We start from the raw sequence: 16,170 nt of genomic DNA on the forward strand, positions 1-16,170 counted from the left end.
GAACTGTTTAGCTAACATGGTAGCAGACAAACTCAGAGATCGCAGACACTGTAGTTTGTTTTTTACATCGTGGGCCACGACCGAGATCTCCGCCGTGTAGCTCGTCGGCAGCGTCAGATGTGTATAAGAGCCCGCGATTACTACTTTACCCTTTATCTTGATTACTACAAAGTCTAACCATGCAGGATTAGGTCGGCCCAATTTTGAAATGATTATTTCTAGATGTTTGCCCATTGGTAAATCGAGTCTAGATACTTTATTCTATATCTATAAAGGAGCTATATGTTGATCAATTTTCACAGCACGCAATAATGATTTTTCTCCCAAAATTTATATGAATAGCATAAACAAAATCAATTGCAATAGTACCATTTGACAATTCCATAATATCTTCCCGTGAAATCAAGAGATATATTGCTACACAAAATAAATGTATTTTTATATTTTCTATAAATGCGAAAAAATATAGGGCATCTTTCTGCAATTCCAATAAATTCTTTATCCAAGCTTTAACACATATTTGTCATTCAGTAAGAGAAGTATCAGTTTTTTTGTAAAGCCAATACCTTACAATAATATTTTTAGTTGCCATTCAATCACATTTTCAAAGACAAATTTGTACTTAAATAACCAAACCATAGGGCCCTAAACACATGGTATAAAACATTGATAACCATTTGATTTTTTTTTAGAAAAGTAATATAATCTTTAAAATACTCTGGTACAGGTTTAAACAATCCATAAAGAATTCCTAATACACCATCACAGGAATCAAGGTCATCCATAATAATTCTAAAAGCATCTATATTCAGCATAGATATCCATAATTTCATTAAAGGGAATATGTTTAGTATCCCACTTTCTAATAAATACTATATAAATATTTTCCTGACCCATTATGAAGACAAATTACTTCACCTTAAACCTTCATCTAGATTTTTTTTAATTAAATCAATTATTTTTTAATTACCCCCTCCCAGAGCTTTTTAAATAGTATCTTTCAAAACTCGATAAGCCTTTCGGTAAAGTGCAGCAAATCCTAGCTCTTCTAATTTAACTGAAACTTCAGAAATCCCAAGTCATTTAGCAAGTAAAGCAAAAATACTTAAGGTTTCTCGTGAGCAAAATCCATTTTTATTTTTGTAAATGCAGTACATTTAGAGTACGCATCTTATCTAAACGATCTAGTAATTTAATGATAATTATACAAATATCATCCGCCATAATTAAAATTATTGTTTAAAAATTATTGTTTAAAAATTTTCTGCTTAGGCTTCAATGTTTAGGCTTCAATATGGCTAATAAATTCAACTTAAGTTAAATTTATTAGCCATCGACAAGTTCAGCAACTACTTCTCTCAAAGCTTTCAGAAATTGTTTTTTTTTGATAAGCGTGTCCTTCGATACCGTCATATAATAAAGTCGCCATAATGATTTGATCATCTATTTTTATTTTAGCTAAAATACAGATGACAGCCACGAGACAAGTAATATAATATATATAAGTAGGCTTCATCTTGTTTTAGCGTTTTTGACTACGATGAGCCTTCTGAGTCATTAAATAAGCTCGGTGGATAGAAAATCGAGTTTTTCATCGTTTAAATATAACCGAGCTTACATTACATCGTATCTTTTTAAGAGAAGCTTAAGAAGTGCTTTCTATTCCTTATCCAAAATAGATAAATCTCACCTTAGCCATCTTCTCTGAGATGTGAATCGAATACACGACTTGTGAAAGAAAAAATATTGTTAGTTCTTTACTTCTTCTTTTCTGCTGGGACTTCAACAATATCTTGTGTGATATCGTATCCAAGGGCAATTTCCCTAAGTGCAATAACGGTAGGCTTATCATTATCTCGTGGAACCATAGGATCAGCTCCACCTAATTCTAGTATATGTGCTCGCTTTGCTGCTTTTAAGACCAGATCAAATCGATTTCCAACGTATTGAAGGCAATCTTCAATGGTTACACGTGCCATAGAGAGACCTCTTTGTTTAAAAAATTATTTAATTGTTTTTAATATTTAACCGTTACTAAAAAGAATTATTTTACTACTTTTTTAATAGCTCTACTAGAAACCCTGCTAGCTTTTCCTCCTGTACATCTCGCTGTAATCGTTTAGCATTAACTATGTGGACTAGATTTTGGACTGCTTGATTAAAATTATCATTAACTACAATATAATCAAATTCTGTATAATAAGTTATCTCTTCGCGAGCCATTGCAAACCGTTGTTCAATAACAATACTTTCATCTTGGCGTCGCTTAATCAGGCGTTCTCGCAAAGCCTGTAAAGAGGGAGGTAGGATAAAAATAGTAAGTGCAGGCGGAAATAATTTTCGTATTTGTCGAGCCCCCTGCCAATCAATTTCTAATAAAACATCCTCCCCCACTCTTAATTGCTCGAAAACCCATTCACGGACAGTTCCATAATGGTATTTATAAATCGTAGCATACTCTAAAAAAGCATTATCTTTTATCATGTTCTGAAATCGATCTTTATAAACAAAAAAATAATCTACACCTTCCTGATCACTGGGGCGCAACGGTCGAGTAGTATAAGAAACGGAAATTTTTATTCCATCCAATTTGTTTACTAAGGCACGAACCAAACTCGTTTTCCCTGCTCCAGAAGGAGCTGATATCACAAAAAGATTCGCTTTATGTCTTTTATTCAAAATCTTGTACCTATTTGTACATTTGTGCAATCTGAACTTTTAGTTCAATGACTACTTATATAAAAAATACTGCCATTGATTCATTTATTTTCTAAAGTGTTTCCTTGTGGATCTCATTTCTACATCAAAAAATCTAATCAGCATCCCACTATTTCAGCGTGATTAAGTACCCTTGTAACTTCAATTAATATCCCTCTCTAAGCGTTAAAGTGGTTCAGTAACCTCTATACTCTAAGCTAACTACAAAATCCCTTACTCTCAAACATTCTTTATCTAAACGTAATACCTAATTCTTCAAAGCGAACTATCATTCTTTAACTTACACAGCTATACTATTTAGTAAAATAGGTATATATTATTTTTAATGAAAAAATTAATTTTTACTAATTTTAAAACGATCCTTTAAGAGAAGTTGAATTGCCTTAGCTTTTCTCTGATGCACCACCCTCATATATTATTCATTTAAGGTACTATTTTTTAGATCTAAAATAGCCGTTTTTATGATATCTACTTTGTTTTTTGTTTGTAATATTCCGGGCCACACTAATACATCTATTGTGTTAACGATTGGCTAAGAGAATAACCTAAAAACGACGACTTTCACCCTAACTAACCTTGGCTAACCGTTTCGTACGGGCCTTATTAATCCTAACTTCAAAAAAGTTTTTTAGCTGGTTAAAATTATAATATTTGCTTTTTATTTTATCGCGACTTAAATAATTTTTCACAAGGATGTTCAAAAGCATAAAATATTGCATACGAAAAGTAATTTCTAAATAACGGTGAGCTACAATTTAAATTGCTCACATTAATCCCCCCTTAGTTAGTGTTCATAAAAACACTTTACAAAAGTACTCACCCTGCTAACTATACAAAATTTTAATCAGGTATTAACGAGATGGGCACCTAATAACATAGAAATCACTCAATATGGTTTAAATTTGAGAAGAGATTTTTTTTAAATTTTAACTAGATAATTTTTTCCTTGTTTATTTAATAAACAATAGTATGGTATATAAACCTCTCAAATTCATAAAAAAACAAATTAAGAGGTGTCATCATGCGCCCAAGCAAACGAGCAACGAATGAGTTACGCTCCCTTTCCTTCACTACTCAGTTTACTCCTTATGCCGAAGGTTCTGTTCTTGTGGAGATGGGAGAGACCAAAGTAATCTGTACTGCCAGTATCGTTGAAGGCGTTCCCCGTTTTCTTAAAAATAGCGATCAAGGGTGGTTAACTGCTGAATATGGAATGTTACCTCGCTCTACCCATACTCGTACGGAACGTGAAGCTGTACGTGGTAAACAAGGTGGGCGAACAGTAGAAATCCAACGATTAATTGGCCGTTCCTTACGTGCCGCTCTTGATTTAAAATTACTAAATCCTTACACCATCACTCTCGATTGTGATGTTATTCAGGCAGATGGTGGAACTCGAACGGCAGCTATTAATGGGGGGTGCGTCACTATGGTACAAGCCTTGCGATATTTACAGAGAAAGGGTCTCTTACAAAAAGACCCTCTTAAACATTTAGTCGCAGCTGTTTCTGTTGGAATTTATAATGGTATACTTGTTTTAGATCTTGATTATGCTGAAGATTCAAATGCTGATACGGATATGAATATCGTAATGACCGAGCATGATGCTTTTATTGAAATTCAAGGTGCTGCAGAAAAAGATGCTTTCCATCTCCAAGAATTAAACGCGTTGCTTAATCTTGCACACCAAGGAATTAAAAATATTATAGAAAAACAACAAGAAGCTTTAAAGGAAAGCTAGTGGAAAAGTATATCACAAGGAATCAACTCCCTATTGGTGTCTTCGATTCAGGGATGGGGGGACTCACAGTCTTACGCGAACTTGTTAACCATTTACCTGATGAATCTTTTATTTATTTGGGCGATACCGCACGGTTGCCCTACGGTACCAAAAGTCGCGAAACAGTTATACGTTATGCCGTTCAAATGGCATCCCTTCTCGTCACTCAAGGCATTAAATTATTAGTCGTAGCTTGCAATACAGCCTCCACGACGACACTTCCATTTCTTAAAATGCAATTTCCTAATATTCCAATTATCGGCGTTATCGAACCAGGAGCACGGGCAGCTATTAGGACTACCAAGAATAATAGAGTGGCTCTACTTGCTACTGAAACTACTATTCAGTCCGGAATTTACCAAAAAACAATTCTTACATTAAACCCTAAGATTCAAATTACTACTCAAACCTGTGGCCTATTTGTAGCGTTGGCGGAGGAGGGTTGTATTAACAACGAAATTACGACACTTGTTGCAAAACAATATTTAGAACCGATTATTAATGATCATCGCCAATGTGATTCTATTATTTTAGGATGTACTCATTTTCCTGTTTTTATTGAATCCTTAACTAAAATTTTAGGCAGCGAAATTAATATTATTAATGCAGCAAAGGCAACTGCAATGGCAGTCAAATCTATTACTCAAAAAATGAATTTAGAAAATACTACGCATACTCCTCAGCTGACTTTTCTAGTCACCGACTCTCCAAAAAGATTTGTTCACATCGGTAAATTTTTTTTTGGACAGCCTATTGAAGCTAGCATTGTACATTGGATCGATGGGATGGATAGAATAAAAATGAATAATTAAAGGCTCAGTATAAGCCAATAACCGGCTTTACCCCAAAAAATTATTTAAAACAATTAATAATCGTAATCAATAATCAGGGGAGCATGATCAGAAAATCGTTGTACTTTATAAATATTAACTGATTTCACACAATCTTTTAAATCTGGAGTAATGACTTGATAATCAATACGCCACCCAACATTTTTCTCCCACGCATGCCCACGACTTGACCACCAAGTATATTGATCCGGCTCTTTACTAAGAACACGAAAAGCATCTACCATTCCTAATTTAGTAAATATTTCATCTATCCAGGCACGCTCTTCGGGGAGACAACCAGAATTTTTCTGATTACTTTTAAAATTTTTAATATCAATTTTTTTATGTACAATATTCCAATCACCACAAATAATAAAAGAACGTTTTTCACGACGTATATGTTTTAATCGTTTCATATAATATTTCATAAATTCGAACTTAATTTTTTGTCTTTGCTTTCCTGTTGTGCCAGATGGCATATATAATGAGGCTATACTTAAAGCATTAAAATCTACTTGAATGTAACGTCCTTCTTTATCAGCCTGTTCCCAACCTAAATATCTTACTACTCGTTTTGGTTTCTCACCACAAAAAATTCCGACTCCACTGTAACCACTTTTTTGAGCATTATGATAATAGCAATAATACCCTTCGGGATGAAATTGATCTCCCTTGGTGATATCGAGAGAAGCCTTTATTTCTTGAAGACAAATTACCTGAGCCTTCTGGGTCTGAAGCCACTCAAAAAATCCTTTACTAGCAGCGGAACGGATACCATTAACATTTAAAGTGATAATACGCATAGAGAAGAGCTCTTGTTTACTCAATTTAATATTTAAATTAAAATGATCATATATTTATCTGCTTTTTCCCTAAGGAAAAATAAAAAATAAACAGGCATCTTATGAATCAAGCTACAGAAATAGCAAAAATACTACTAGACATCAAGGCTGTTACTTTAAATTTACAAAAACCTTATCGTTATTCTTCGGGACTACTATCTCCTATTTATTGTGATAACCGTTTAATCATTTCTTACCCAAAAAAACGCAAAAGAGTTATAGATGCTTTATTACAGTTAATTGAAGAAAAACATTTACAATTCGATGTTATAGCAGGTACTGCTACAGCAGGAATACCTCATGCAGCTTGGATTGCGGATCGATTAAACTTACCAATGGTATATGTAAGAGACAAAGCAAAAATTTATGGAAAACAAAATCAAATTGAGGGTAATTTGGAGCAAGGGCAAAAGGTACTGGTGGTCGAAGATTTAATTAGTATTGGGAAAAGTGCTATCGCTGCTAGCTGTGCACTTTGCCAATTTGCCACTGTTCAAGATTGTATTGCTATTTTCTCTTACCAATTATCTAGTACACAACAAAATTTTGCAAACGCTCGCCTTAACTATTATACTCTTTCTGATTTCAAGACATTGATCAATGTTGCCGTTGTTGAAGGGTATATCACTGAAGAAGAAAGACAAAAAGCATTAGCTTGGAATCAAAATCCCGAAAATTGGGATGCTTAGAAAGGTAGTCTTAAAGTATTATCTACATTGAGTAATTCTGCTTTAAAAATATCTTGAATACGCTTTAATTCAAATTCTGTATCTGCTTCAAAACGGAAGATTAAATATGGCGAGGTATTAGAAGGTCTAATTAAACCCCATCTGTTCTGAAATTCTACCCTTAATCCATCTAGGGTAATCAATTTTGCATCACCAAAATCTGCTTTCTGAATAAATTTCTGCATAAAAATTGATTTTTTTTCTTCAGCCATAGGCAATTTTAATTCGGGTGTATTTATACTGTTAGGTAAACTTGCAAATATTTCACTCGCTGATTTATCTTGTTGTGAAATAATACGCAATAACCTTGCCCCTACATAAATACCATCATCAAAACCAAACCATTCATCTTTAAAAAAGATATGCCCACTCATTTCACCTGCTAAAAGTGCATTTATTTCAAATAATTTAGCTTTCAAAACCGAATGTCCTGTACACCACATAATCGGGTTTCCACCATGTTTTTTAATAATTTCAGGCAAGTGACGAGAACATTTAACATCAAAAATAATATCTGAACCAGGTAAGCGTGAAAGTAAGTCCATTGAAAAAATCATCATTTGTCGATCAGGCCAAATAATTTCACCCTTATTCGTAACCACTCCTAAACGATCACCATCACCATCAAAAGCTAAACCTATATCTGATGCAGTCTTTTTTACCATATCGATTAAATCACTTAAATTTTCAGGCATTGTGGGATCTGGATGATGATTAGGAAACCGACCATCCACCTCACAAAAGAGTTCTATTACCTCACAACCTAATTTTCGATACAAATCAGGAGCAATTTTTCCAGCCACTCCATTACCACAATCAACCACTAATTTTAAACGACGCTTTAATTGGATTTGTTTTAAAATAAAGTTTTTATAATCTTGAACAATATCGACGACATTAATTTGCTTGCCTACTGCGCTCTTCACAAAATCTCGTTCTTGAACCCGTTTACGTAGAGCAGTGATTCCCTGGCTCGTTAAAGTTTTCCCATCCAATACAATTTTAAAACCGTTGTGATGTCCTGGGTTATGGCTCGCAGTAACCATCACTCCTGAATTCGTTTCTAATTGATTAGTACTAAAATATACAAGTGGAGTAGGTACTATCCCAACATTAAGAACAGTAAGGCCGGTTTTACAAAGTCCTCTAACTAAAGCTGCTGTTAACTGAGAACCGGATAACCGTCCATCACGACCCACAACGATGGTTTTTTGTCCCAGTTCTCGCGTTCTACTACCAATAGCTAACCCAATAAGATAAGCAATATCAGCATTAAGTCCTGCTAGACCGACTGGACCCCGAATGTCATAAGCTCGAAAAAGATCTGCTGGAATAGTAGACTCAAGCAACTTAGGTTCTGAATTAATGTCGACCGGAGTTTCCAAATCCGCCTACGCCTCGTTCACTATTCTCAAACTCTTCAACCACTTCAAATTGTGCTTTTAGAATGGGAAGAATCACTAATTGCGCAATCCTCTCTCCAGGCTGAATAGTATAGGAAACTTTACCACGATTCCAGCAAGATATTATTAATGGACCTTGATAATCAGAATCAATTAAACCAACAAGATTTCCTAATACAATTCCATGTTTATGCCCTAATCCGGAACGGGGTAATATAGCAGCTGCTACATTAGGATCCCGTAAATGAATTGCTAACCCAGTACTAATTAGTCGGGTTTCCTCAGGGTGCATTTCAAGCGGAGCATCAATACAGGACCGGAGATCAAGACCTGCAGAACCTGCCGTTATATAAGCCGGTAATGGTACCTGATTCCCCAAACGTTTATCTAAAATTTTTATTTGAACTGAATACAATCTTATATCTCCGTGAAAAGATAAAATGTACCCGTTATTCTCGTAGTAAACAAGCCATTCCAATGCTTTCCTGAAGTTCTTGGCTGACAAGAAAGAGTTAAGGGAATTTTCTCCTTGGACTCTTCTGCTTTTATCCCCGCTGTATTACCACTCCACTGACGCTCTGTATACTGACAGGTATACCAATTTCCAATGCCCATCCGAGGAACGACCAAAAAAACTCTCTTGGGGGGAAGAAACACTCACAGTTTTTCGGAAGCCAAATACATTTCTCTAAGTATTTAAAAAGATTTCTATAATTTTCGTACTATTGAGGTAGTACGTTGAATAGACTTACTCATTCTCAGAAAATCTGAAAAATCTTTTAAATATTCATTTTAAAGTATTTTCTAACCTACGATGGATATAAGAAGTAATTTACTACTAAACTCTCGCAAAGCCACTGCAGAAATACAACTTCGCTATCTTTAAGAATCATTAAGATGCAAAAGTACTCTACTCTGAATGCAAGATTTCTAACGTTAAAATCTCTAACGTTTCCGTTCTACTCAATTGCGTAATTATGAAAACGAAATTTACCTACCTTTTCGCTAGACAACCGACATCAAATTATTCAGTTCAAAAAAATATTCTATAGCTTAATTAATTAATAAAGCCTTTATTTATTCTCGCGAAATTATTAAACGAGAATTCTAATTCATAACAACACTGCTTTAATCATGTTTTAATAATCACTATTTAGGGATTCCAGAGCCAAGTCAATTATGTTGTTGTTACAGTAAATCTTAAAAAAACATTGCGACTGAGGACTCTAATTTTTTCATTCCTTGAGGAGATATCCTTCTCACTCTAAATTAGGTGAATTAATATACTCATATCTAGGAAGATATGAAGATACGGTCTAGGGAATGTAGACCCCCCCCCGACTATTCTTCCTTTGCGCTTGTACTGATTCAAAATTTCTGGTATAAATCACACCTTCTTGATATTATTTAGGAGAATACTATCATGGCAAAAATATGCCAAGTTACTGGGAAGCGCCCACAAACTGGGAATAACGTTTCCCATGCAAACAATAAAACCAAGCGCCGTTTTTTACCCAATTTAAAAAAACGTCGATTTTGGCTGCCGGAGCAGCAACGCTTTATAACCCTAAAAGTATCGACTCATGGAATGCGAATTATTGATAAGTTAGGTATTGAAAGAGTACTTAAAAAAATCCATGAACGAAAAAAATAAGTAAAGTAAATTAAGGATGCATCCATGGCCGTCAGTCCTCGTGAAAAAATAATGCTCCAGTCAACTGGTAAAACTAAAGCAGGTAAACCAACGGATACGTATTACACAACCATAAAAAATAAACGAAATACTCCAGAAAAATTAAAAATCAAAAAATTTGATCCTCGAGCTTGGAATCCTGAAACAGGCAAATACGGAATCCATGTAGTCTTTAAAGAAAAGAAAATACCTAAATAAAATTTTTTAGATTTCAAGATTTCAAGAGGTAGAAAAGCCGTGGAATCTACATCTTATTTTTTCTTATTTGTAATCGCTGATACCTTTTCATTAAAACTTGTTGAGATTCTGAAATTCCTATAGAGATACAATCCACCGGACACACCTGGCAGCATTGGGGTTCATCGAAATGCCCTACACATTCGGTACATCGATTAGGATCAATTTCATAAATTAATTCTCCCATAGAGATAGCATCATTCGGACACTCAGGTTCGCAGACATCACAATTAATGCATTCTTCTATAATTTTTAACGCCATAAATTAATTATATTTTCTTTCTTTTTACTAATCGTTGAGCAAAAAGTGGAGGTACAAAAAGAGATATATCACCACCTAATTCAACAATTTCTCTCACTAAGGTTCCGGAAATATGACTATAATTTTCTTTAGCCGGTAAAAAAATAGTTTGAATTTCTGGTGATAAATAATGGTTTATATGTGCCAATCGAAATTCATAATCGAAATCAGAAACGGTACGAAGACCACGTAAGATAATCTTTGCATTGTGCTGCTTCGCAAAATCAACCAACAATCCTTCGAGTGGCACCACCTCTATATTAATCAGATCAGCAAACACTTCTTTGATCAAACCTATTCGTTCAGCTAAAGATAAATAAGGTTTTTTACGACTAGTCGAAGCACAAGCTACAATAATTTTTTCGAACAGAAGTATAGCACGCTCAACAATGTCGACATGGCCCTTCGTTAAGGGATCAAACGTACCTGGATAAACAGCCACTGCTTTCATTACATGTCCTACTAATTTTAATGACAAGTATAATAGTAACTTAACTTTAACTTACCAAGCTATGTTCTTAAATCTGATATTAACCGAAATCTTAGGATAGATCACCGACGCAAGGTATTAATCTCTTAATCTCTTTTGGAGGACACTGTTCTTTCAAAACTAAGATAGACTCACCTGTCGTCGGCAAAACTAATCTTTTTGCAATTTCAGCTAAAGGATAAAGCACAAATTCTCGCATTTTAAGTTGAAGATGAGGAATTGAGAGTGTCTTAGTTCGAATTATCTCGTTACCATACAATAAAATATCAAGATCAATGACACGAGCTGCCCACCGTACAGCAGAACGCTGACGTCCTTGATTTTCTTCCAATACCTTAAGTGTTTTTAAAAGGGCTTCTGGGGACAGTTTAGTTTCAAGAGCCACAACAGCATTAATATAATCTGGCTGATCTAGAGGACCGATTGGATGGCTTTGATAAAAACTAGACTGATTTAAAATTTTAGTTTCTGGTAAGATTGATAAATTAGTAATTGCTATTTTTACTTGTTGAATAGGTGAATTAAGATTGGAACCAATGCCAATATAAACTATCGTCATCTTAACCCCTTTAATTCATTAATCAATTGCTGACTCTTTTTCAAATTACCATGAGGGAAAATACGCCACCAATAAACAATTTCAGTCAACGGCTCACCAGCACGTTCACGCAATTCTAAAAAATCAAATGCTGCCCGAAAAAAACGCTGGTTAGCAATCCGATAAATACGATTATGGCGTCGTCCCTCTAAATGATATTGCAATAGCCAAACAGAACGCATCATCGCTGTTAAACGACGTGGAATAGCTAAGGTTTGTGTTTGCAAATAAAGAGCTTGATTGATCCCATGATAAAGTGAAGAAAATAATCGCTTATTCTTTTTAAAATGTTCCTCCATTAATCCTTGAACTACAGGCCACAAGAAAATAGCCAGTAAAAATCCTGGATTTAATGTTTGATTTTTATAATAACGTTCATCAGTAGCTTTTAAAGAAAGTTTAATCAAACTACGATAATGAGAATTTCGATCTTTTTCTAAAAAAGTAACCATTTTTGGAAATAACGCCTGTATATAATTAGTGCGCATTAATAATTGATAAGAACGGTATGCATAACCTTTGAAAAAAAATTTTAATAATTCCGTGAATAAACGAGTGCTGGGCACATGAAATAAGAGGTTATGTAATCGGAGGAGCGGCTCTTCTGTATCTGGATGGATTTTAAAATTAAGCTTTGCTGCTAATCGTACAGCTCGCAATAATCGTACCGGATCCTCGTGATATCGCTGAGTAGGATCACCTATCATACGAATTAGACCTTTTTGCAAATCTTTCATCCCGCCCGTGAAGTCCACTACCGAAAAATTACTAATCTCGTAATAAAGAGCATTTACGGTGAAATCTCGTCGCCATGCATCTTCTTCGATTGTTCCATAAGTATTATCATCAACTAACATAAGTGGTTTCGCTGCTTTGCTCTCATCTCTTTCATCCAAAGATTCTTCCTGCAAATATTCTTCTGCATTAGCACGAAACGTAGATACCTCAATAATTTCACTAGGGAAAAAAACCTGCACTAGACGAAACCGCCGCCCAATAAGGCGGCTATTTCTGAACAGTTTTCGGATTTCAAGTGGACGAGCATTAGTAACAATATCAAAATCTTTGGGATGCAGACCCAATAACATATCTCGTACACCCCCCCCAACAAGAAAAGCTTCATATCCAGCTTGATTCAATTGATAAAGCACCTTCAGAGCATTAGGACTAATCTCATCACCTGAAATCGAATGGTTTTTACGCTTAATGATATGGGGTTGATCTTTTTTTTCGTTTTGAAATACCCCCTTTAAGGCACCCCAACTAGCTACTTTAAACATGAACTGTTGCCATCGATTGCACTCTGTATCTTTTAGAGCCTATAATTAGGCAATCTATTCTATGTCACCCCGCTCCTTTCGTCTAGAGGTTTAGGACACCGCCCTCTCACGGCGGTAACACGGGTTCGAATCCCGTAAGGAGCGATACTTTAATTTATAAATTATCCTTTCTCTTGACGCACTGTGGTAATATCAATTAAATTTTTATAACTTTTGTTCTCTAGTTAAGAGAGGTAAAATTTTTTCGCCAAGAGAATCAAGATTCATTATCTAGGTTTTTTTAGTGCTAATAATCACCAAGCAAGATTGTATTTTTTAACAACACACAAATATATCTCACAAAAGCAAATTTTAAATTGCCCTTTAGCAGCTTTTTGAAGTTTAGGAGGTTCTTATTGAACTGCTCTTTAAACAGAGCAACTAAAATTCATTAAATCCAATATCTTCATCAGTTATCTGTTTAACTGGAGACTTCTTTAGTCTGACTACTGTTTCAATCACTGGTCTTTCACTTTTATCTAGAGTTTAGGGTATTTTTTCTTAATATGTTTTAAACCTCTTCACTTTTATTATTTATTCTTCTACTTCTATAAATTTAATGAGAGATTAGCAGGTCATGTCGTCTTTATATCTTTTTTGTGATTTTTTGTCCCTCCAACTTGGAAAAGAATTACTATTTTATTTATAGTCACAATTTTATAGTAAAATTCTATAGTTATTTCTTCAGTGAGCTCAAAAAGCTATACTTTTTTAAGTAAACCGCTATGAAAAAATCGAAATCTGTTGCTCAATAATTCTAATAGAGTCATTTTATAAATAGCTAATTTAGAATCTTTTTGAGTGAGCAAATAACCTAGTCATTTTCTAACTGTTCTTTTCTTGATCGTTATAACAATATTTAATTTTTTAGCTTAATTTTTGCTACTTTTTTCTTTTTCAACCCCCTAAATATTATAAAAAAAGTACGCAATCAATGATTACTAATTAAATCTATAATTTAACTAAATAAAATAATACTAATTAAATATCAATAAAATATAATTTATAGTAGGTTATTAAGTGAGACAGAGAATAATAAGATAGAACTAATAGAACTAATAGAATAACCTCTTGAAAGGCCCTTTTACCATTACTTTACTGACAAAATAACATGAGTTTAATTTTACCAGATGAGCCCCCCACAAATATAGCTCTGAATTATTTGAGATGTAGAAAGATACTATTTGATCGGGCATACGAAGGAAAATCATTTTCTTACTATGTTAACTTTTAGACAGTCATTTGAATAATGAAAACAGAACTTAAAATTTTTAGATAGGTTATCAAATAAAAATTTTTGAGGCTCCTAAGTTTCCTAAGAATCCTAAAAATTTTATGTATTTATCTTTTCTATTTCCATCATAACTACTTATATAATCACGAGAGAAAATAAGTAAAATTTAGTTTTCTCTTTTGCTTAATAGAAATATTAAGTATACATGACCTGGATTTAGATTCTAAAATGCAATAATGGAGTCTATTACATAGAATATACAACTAACCTAAAACGGCTATAAAGTATGAGAAAGCACTTAATAAGTAGTGCCGCTAAACATAAATATACAAGAATTTTTAAACTCTTACATATCTTACAGTACTAAGAGATCCTTAATGAGAAAATAAAAGTATCTATAATATGAAAATATATTTAAAAATGAATAAAAACGAAAAATAGTCTGGACTTCAAAATCGAGAAATATTAATAAATAAATAAGATTATACACCATTCTCTGAATAAAAAAACTACCAGCTGGTAGTTACTACCAGCTAAAAATTTGTTCTAAATTAAAAGTGCTTTCTTAGCAAGAATTATTCCTAGTCTTAATAATCCAATAGATTTTAATAGTCTTTTGAAAACTTAATCAAGCAATTTCTTAAAAAGATTAAAAGAAAATAATTAAACAATAATTCCACTTTGGTAATTTTAAAATCATTGTATTTAATTTTAAGAAATTATCTATGAATGATCCCGATGGGCATGCTTAGATAATTACTACTCGAAATCTTAGAAAAGATTCATGAGCTTTTTGTTACAGTTGTCTGGAGTTGGGATACTCTTTGAAGAAAGTATCTTCTTAAATATTTAATTAAGTGCTTTAAAGACGATTAAATTCTACCTTGGGCCGGGCTTGATCAACTCCACACAATATAAAGTTATAGAGAGTAGCTGCACAAAGTTGTTAAAATATACTCTACTAAAGTTTTGAGTGGAAATTTTTGTAAGTCTAGCTAGGTATGAAAATTTAAGCACATCATCTTTTTGGTTTTAATTCCCTAACTCTCTCATATCTCCCAAGAGGGATAGTTTAACTTAACGAATATACGCAATTTTTACTAACAAAATTACTTTTAAATCATTGAATTTTTACTAATTAGTAAATTATCACTTTATTAAAAAATTTATTTCACGAAACTATTTATTTGAAGCAACTATAAGCAAATAAGATTAGAATACTGCTGGTTGTTTAAATCTTTTTTGAAGATTACGACTAATTAACATGGCTCTCTTTCTCTTTAAAAGAGAGCATTTAAAGATACTCTAAATAATTTTTATCTGAAAATCAAGGCTTCGCTAACTTTATATATTTTTTAAATAAAAATCGAATTTACAACCCATTTGACAATACTTTTTATATTGTTATTTGGGTAGTCTTCATTTGCTATACAAACTTCTCTTTATCAAAAGAGAGTGATCTCTGCGCATGTTTCATACAATAAGTCTATGTGAGATAGAGGGGAATTATCCCACATGTTGAGCTAACACATACAAAAAATCTATATCTAAGTAAATAAATTTTATAAATCTTTTTTGAGAGTTATGTCTTTATTATTGTGTGCTTATTAGCAGTATAATCGCTAACTTGCTTTGATTTTAATACATCTTATCGATTAAAACCTAGCTAAGTTAGTATCGCATATTTTAATTTGACTTATATAAGGATTTTAATACACCTTGCATAACTGGAAGATTTATAATTAGTAATCTTCCTAATGTACTGATCTGTAAGCTCCAGAATTTTGGAGTTGAGTATCTCATCAACTTTTGGAGAATAGATTACATTTGCAGCGTAAATAAATCAGACTCTAACAAATTTAAAATAGCCAAGTTATTATCATTATTTAAAATTTTTATACTTAAAAAGTAAGCTAATACACTAAGAGCGAATTATATTTATTTAATTTTGTTTTTAGCGATAATAAAAATCTTCTGCACAATAAATTCATTTATCA

Annotated in this window: 15 protein-coding genes and 1 tRNA gene; 6 read left to right on the forward strand and 10 right to left on the reverse strand. The window is 33.3% G+C overall.

The annotated features are described in order from the left end of the window. Positions 1-596: 596 nt before the first annotated feature. From CLERM_RS00865 to gmk, 3 genes are all read right to left on the reverse strand, one after another. The gene (locus CLERM_RS00865) at positions 597-815 is read right to left on the reverse strand and encodes a hypothetical protein (RefSeq protein WP_195909777.1); all 219 of its coding nucleotides are present in this window, start codon (positions 813-815) and stop codon (positions 597-599) included. A gap of 942 nt (positions 816-1,757) precedes the next feature. Then, positions 1,758-1,979 (reverse strand): DNA-directed RNA polymerase subunit omega, encoded by a 222-nt coding sequence (gene rpoZ, locus CLERM_RS00870; protein ID WP_102156725.1) that lies wholly within the window; start codon positions 1,977-1,979, stop codon positions 1,758-1,760. 73 nt (positions 1,980-2,052) lie between these two features. Further along, positions 2,053-2,679, reverse strand: coding sequence for a guanylate kinase (gmk, locus tag CLERM_RS00875; protein WP_102156726.1), 627 nt, complete (start codon positions 2,677-2,679; stop codon positions 2,053-2,055). A gap of 1,060 nt (positions 2,680-3,739) precedes the next feature. Between gmk and rph the strand changes: the two genes are divergently transcribed. Both rph and murI read left to right on the forward strand, forming a co-directional pair. Further along, positions 3,740-4,459, forward strand: a complete 720-nt coding sequence (gene rph, locus CLERM_RS00880; protein ID WP_102156727.1) for a ribonuclease PH — start codon at positions 3,740-3,742, stop codon at positions 4,457-4,459. After that, complete coding sequence (gene murI, locus CLERM_RS00885) at positions 4,459-5,310, forward strand: glutamate racemase (protein ID WP_256385309.1); 852 nt, start codon at positions 4,459-4,461, stop codon at positions 5,308-5,310. The genes rph and murI overlap by 1 nt, the downstream gene beginning before the upstream one ends. A 53-nt stretch (positions 5,311-5,363) precedes the next feature. Here the strand turns inward: murI and CLERM_RS00890 are convergent, their stop codons facing one another. After that, positions 5,364-6,131, reverse strand: coding sequence for an exodeoxyribonuclease III (locus tag CLERM_RS00890; protein WP_102156728.1), 768 nt, complete (start codon positions 6,129-6,131; stop codon positions 5,364-5,366). Between the two features lie 101 nt (positions 6,132-6,232). Here CLERM_RS00890 and pyrE point away from each other — a divergent pair, with 101 nt between their 5' ends. Continuing rightward, a complete protein-coding gene (pyrE, locus tag CLERM_RS00895) occupies positions 6,233-6,859 on the forward strand; it encodes an orotate phosphoribosyltransferase (RefSeq protein WP_102156729.1) in 627 nt (208 codons plus the stop codon). On the opposite strand, the gene CLERM_RS00900 is transcribed toward pyrE, so the two are convergent. Then, positions 6,856-8,265, reverse strand: a complete 1,410-nt coding sequence (locus tag CLERM_RS00900; protein ID WP_102156739.1) for a phosphomannomutase/phosphoglucomutase — start codon at positions 8,263-8,265, stop codon at positions 6,856-6,858. The two genes, pyrE and CLERM_RS00900, sit on opposite strands and share 4 nt — an antisense overlap. Beyond that, the gene (gene dut / locus CLERM_RS00905; RefSeq protein ID WP_408936539.1) at positions 8,261-8,743 is read right to left on the reverse strand and encodes a dUTP diphosphatase; all 483 of its coding nucleotides are present in this window, start codon (positions 8,741-8,743) and stop codon (positions 8,261-8,263) included. The genes CLERM_RS00900 and dut overlap by 5 nt, the downstream gene beginning before the upstream one ends. Before the next feature lie 981 nt (positions 8,744-9,724). Here dut and rpmB point away from each other — a divergent pair. Beyond that, positions 9,725-9,955: a 50S ribosomal protein L28 gene (gene rpmB / locus CLERM_RS00915; RefSeq protein ID WP_102156732.1), complete on the forward strand. Its 231-nt coding sequence runs from the start codon at positions 9,725-9,727 to the stop codon at positions 9,953-9,955. 24 nt (positions 9,956-9,979) lie between these two features. Then, positions 9,980-10,192: a 50S ribosomal protein L33 gene (gene rpmG / locus CLERM_RS00920; RefSeq protein ID WP_102156733.1), complete on the forward strand. Its 213-nt coding sequence runs from the start codon at positions 9,980-9,982 to the stop codon at positions 10,190-10,192. Positions 10,193-10,238: 46 nt separating this feature from the next. Here rpmG and CLERM_RS00925 read toward each other — a convergent pair whose 3' ends face one another. The 4 genes from CLERM_RS00925 to pcnB form a co-directional block, all read right to left on the reverse strand. Beyond that, entirely contained in the window at positions 10,239-10,493 is a 255-nt protein-coding gene (locus tag CLERM_RS00925; RefSeq protein WP_102156734.1) for a YfhL family 4Fe-4S dicluster ferredoxin, read from the reverse strand. Positions 10,494-10,500: 7 nt separating this feature from the next. Next, the gene (gene coaD, locus CLERM_RS00930; protein WP_102156735.1) at positions 10,501-10,983 is read right to left on the reverse strand and encodes a pantetheine-phosphate adenylyltransferase; all 483 of its coding nucleotides are present in this window, start codon (positions 10,981-10,983) and stop codon (positions 10,501-10,503) included. 91 nt (positions 10,984-11,074) lie between these two features. Next, positions 11,075-11,581 carry a 2-amino-4-hydroxy-6-hydroxymethyldihydropteridine diphosphokinase gene (gene folK / locus CLERM_RS00935; RefSeq protein WP_102156736.1) on the reverse strand — a complete coding sequence of 169 codons (507 nt, stop codon included), beginning with the start codon at positions 11,579-11,581 and terminating at the stop codon, positions 11,075-11,077. Continuing rightward, positions 11,578-12,900 carry a polynucleotide adenylyltransferase PcnB gene (pcnB, locus tag CLERM_RS00940; RefSeq protein WP_102156737.1) on the reverse strand — a complete coding sequence of 441 codons (1,323 nt, stop codon included), beginning with the start codon at positions 12,898-12,900 and terminating at the stop codon, positions 11,578-11,580. Before pcnB ends, folK begins: the two co-directional genes overlap by 4 nt. A 71-nt stretch (positions 12,901-12,971) precedes the next feature. Between pcnB and CLERM_RS00945 the strand changes: the two genes are divergently transcribed. Continuing rightward, positions 12,972-13,044, forward strand: a tRNA-Glu gene (locus CLERM_RS00945). Positions 13,045-16,170: the final 3,126 nt, after the last annotated feature.

The sequence above is a fragment of the Coxiella-like endosymbiont genome (assembly GCF_002871095.1).
Classification (GTDB): domain Bacteria; phylum Pseudomonadota; class Gammaproteobacteria; order Coxiellales; family Coxiellaceae; genus Coxiella.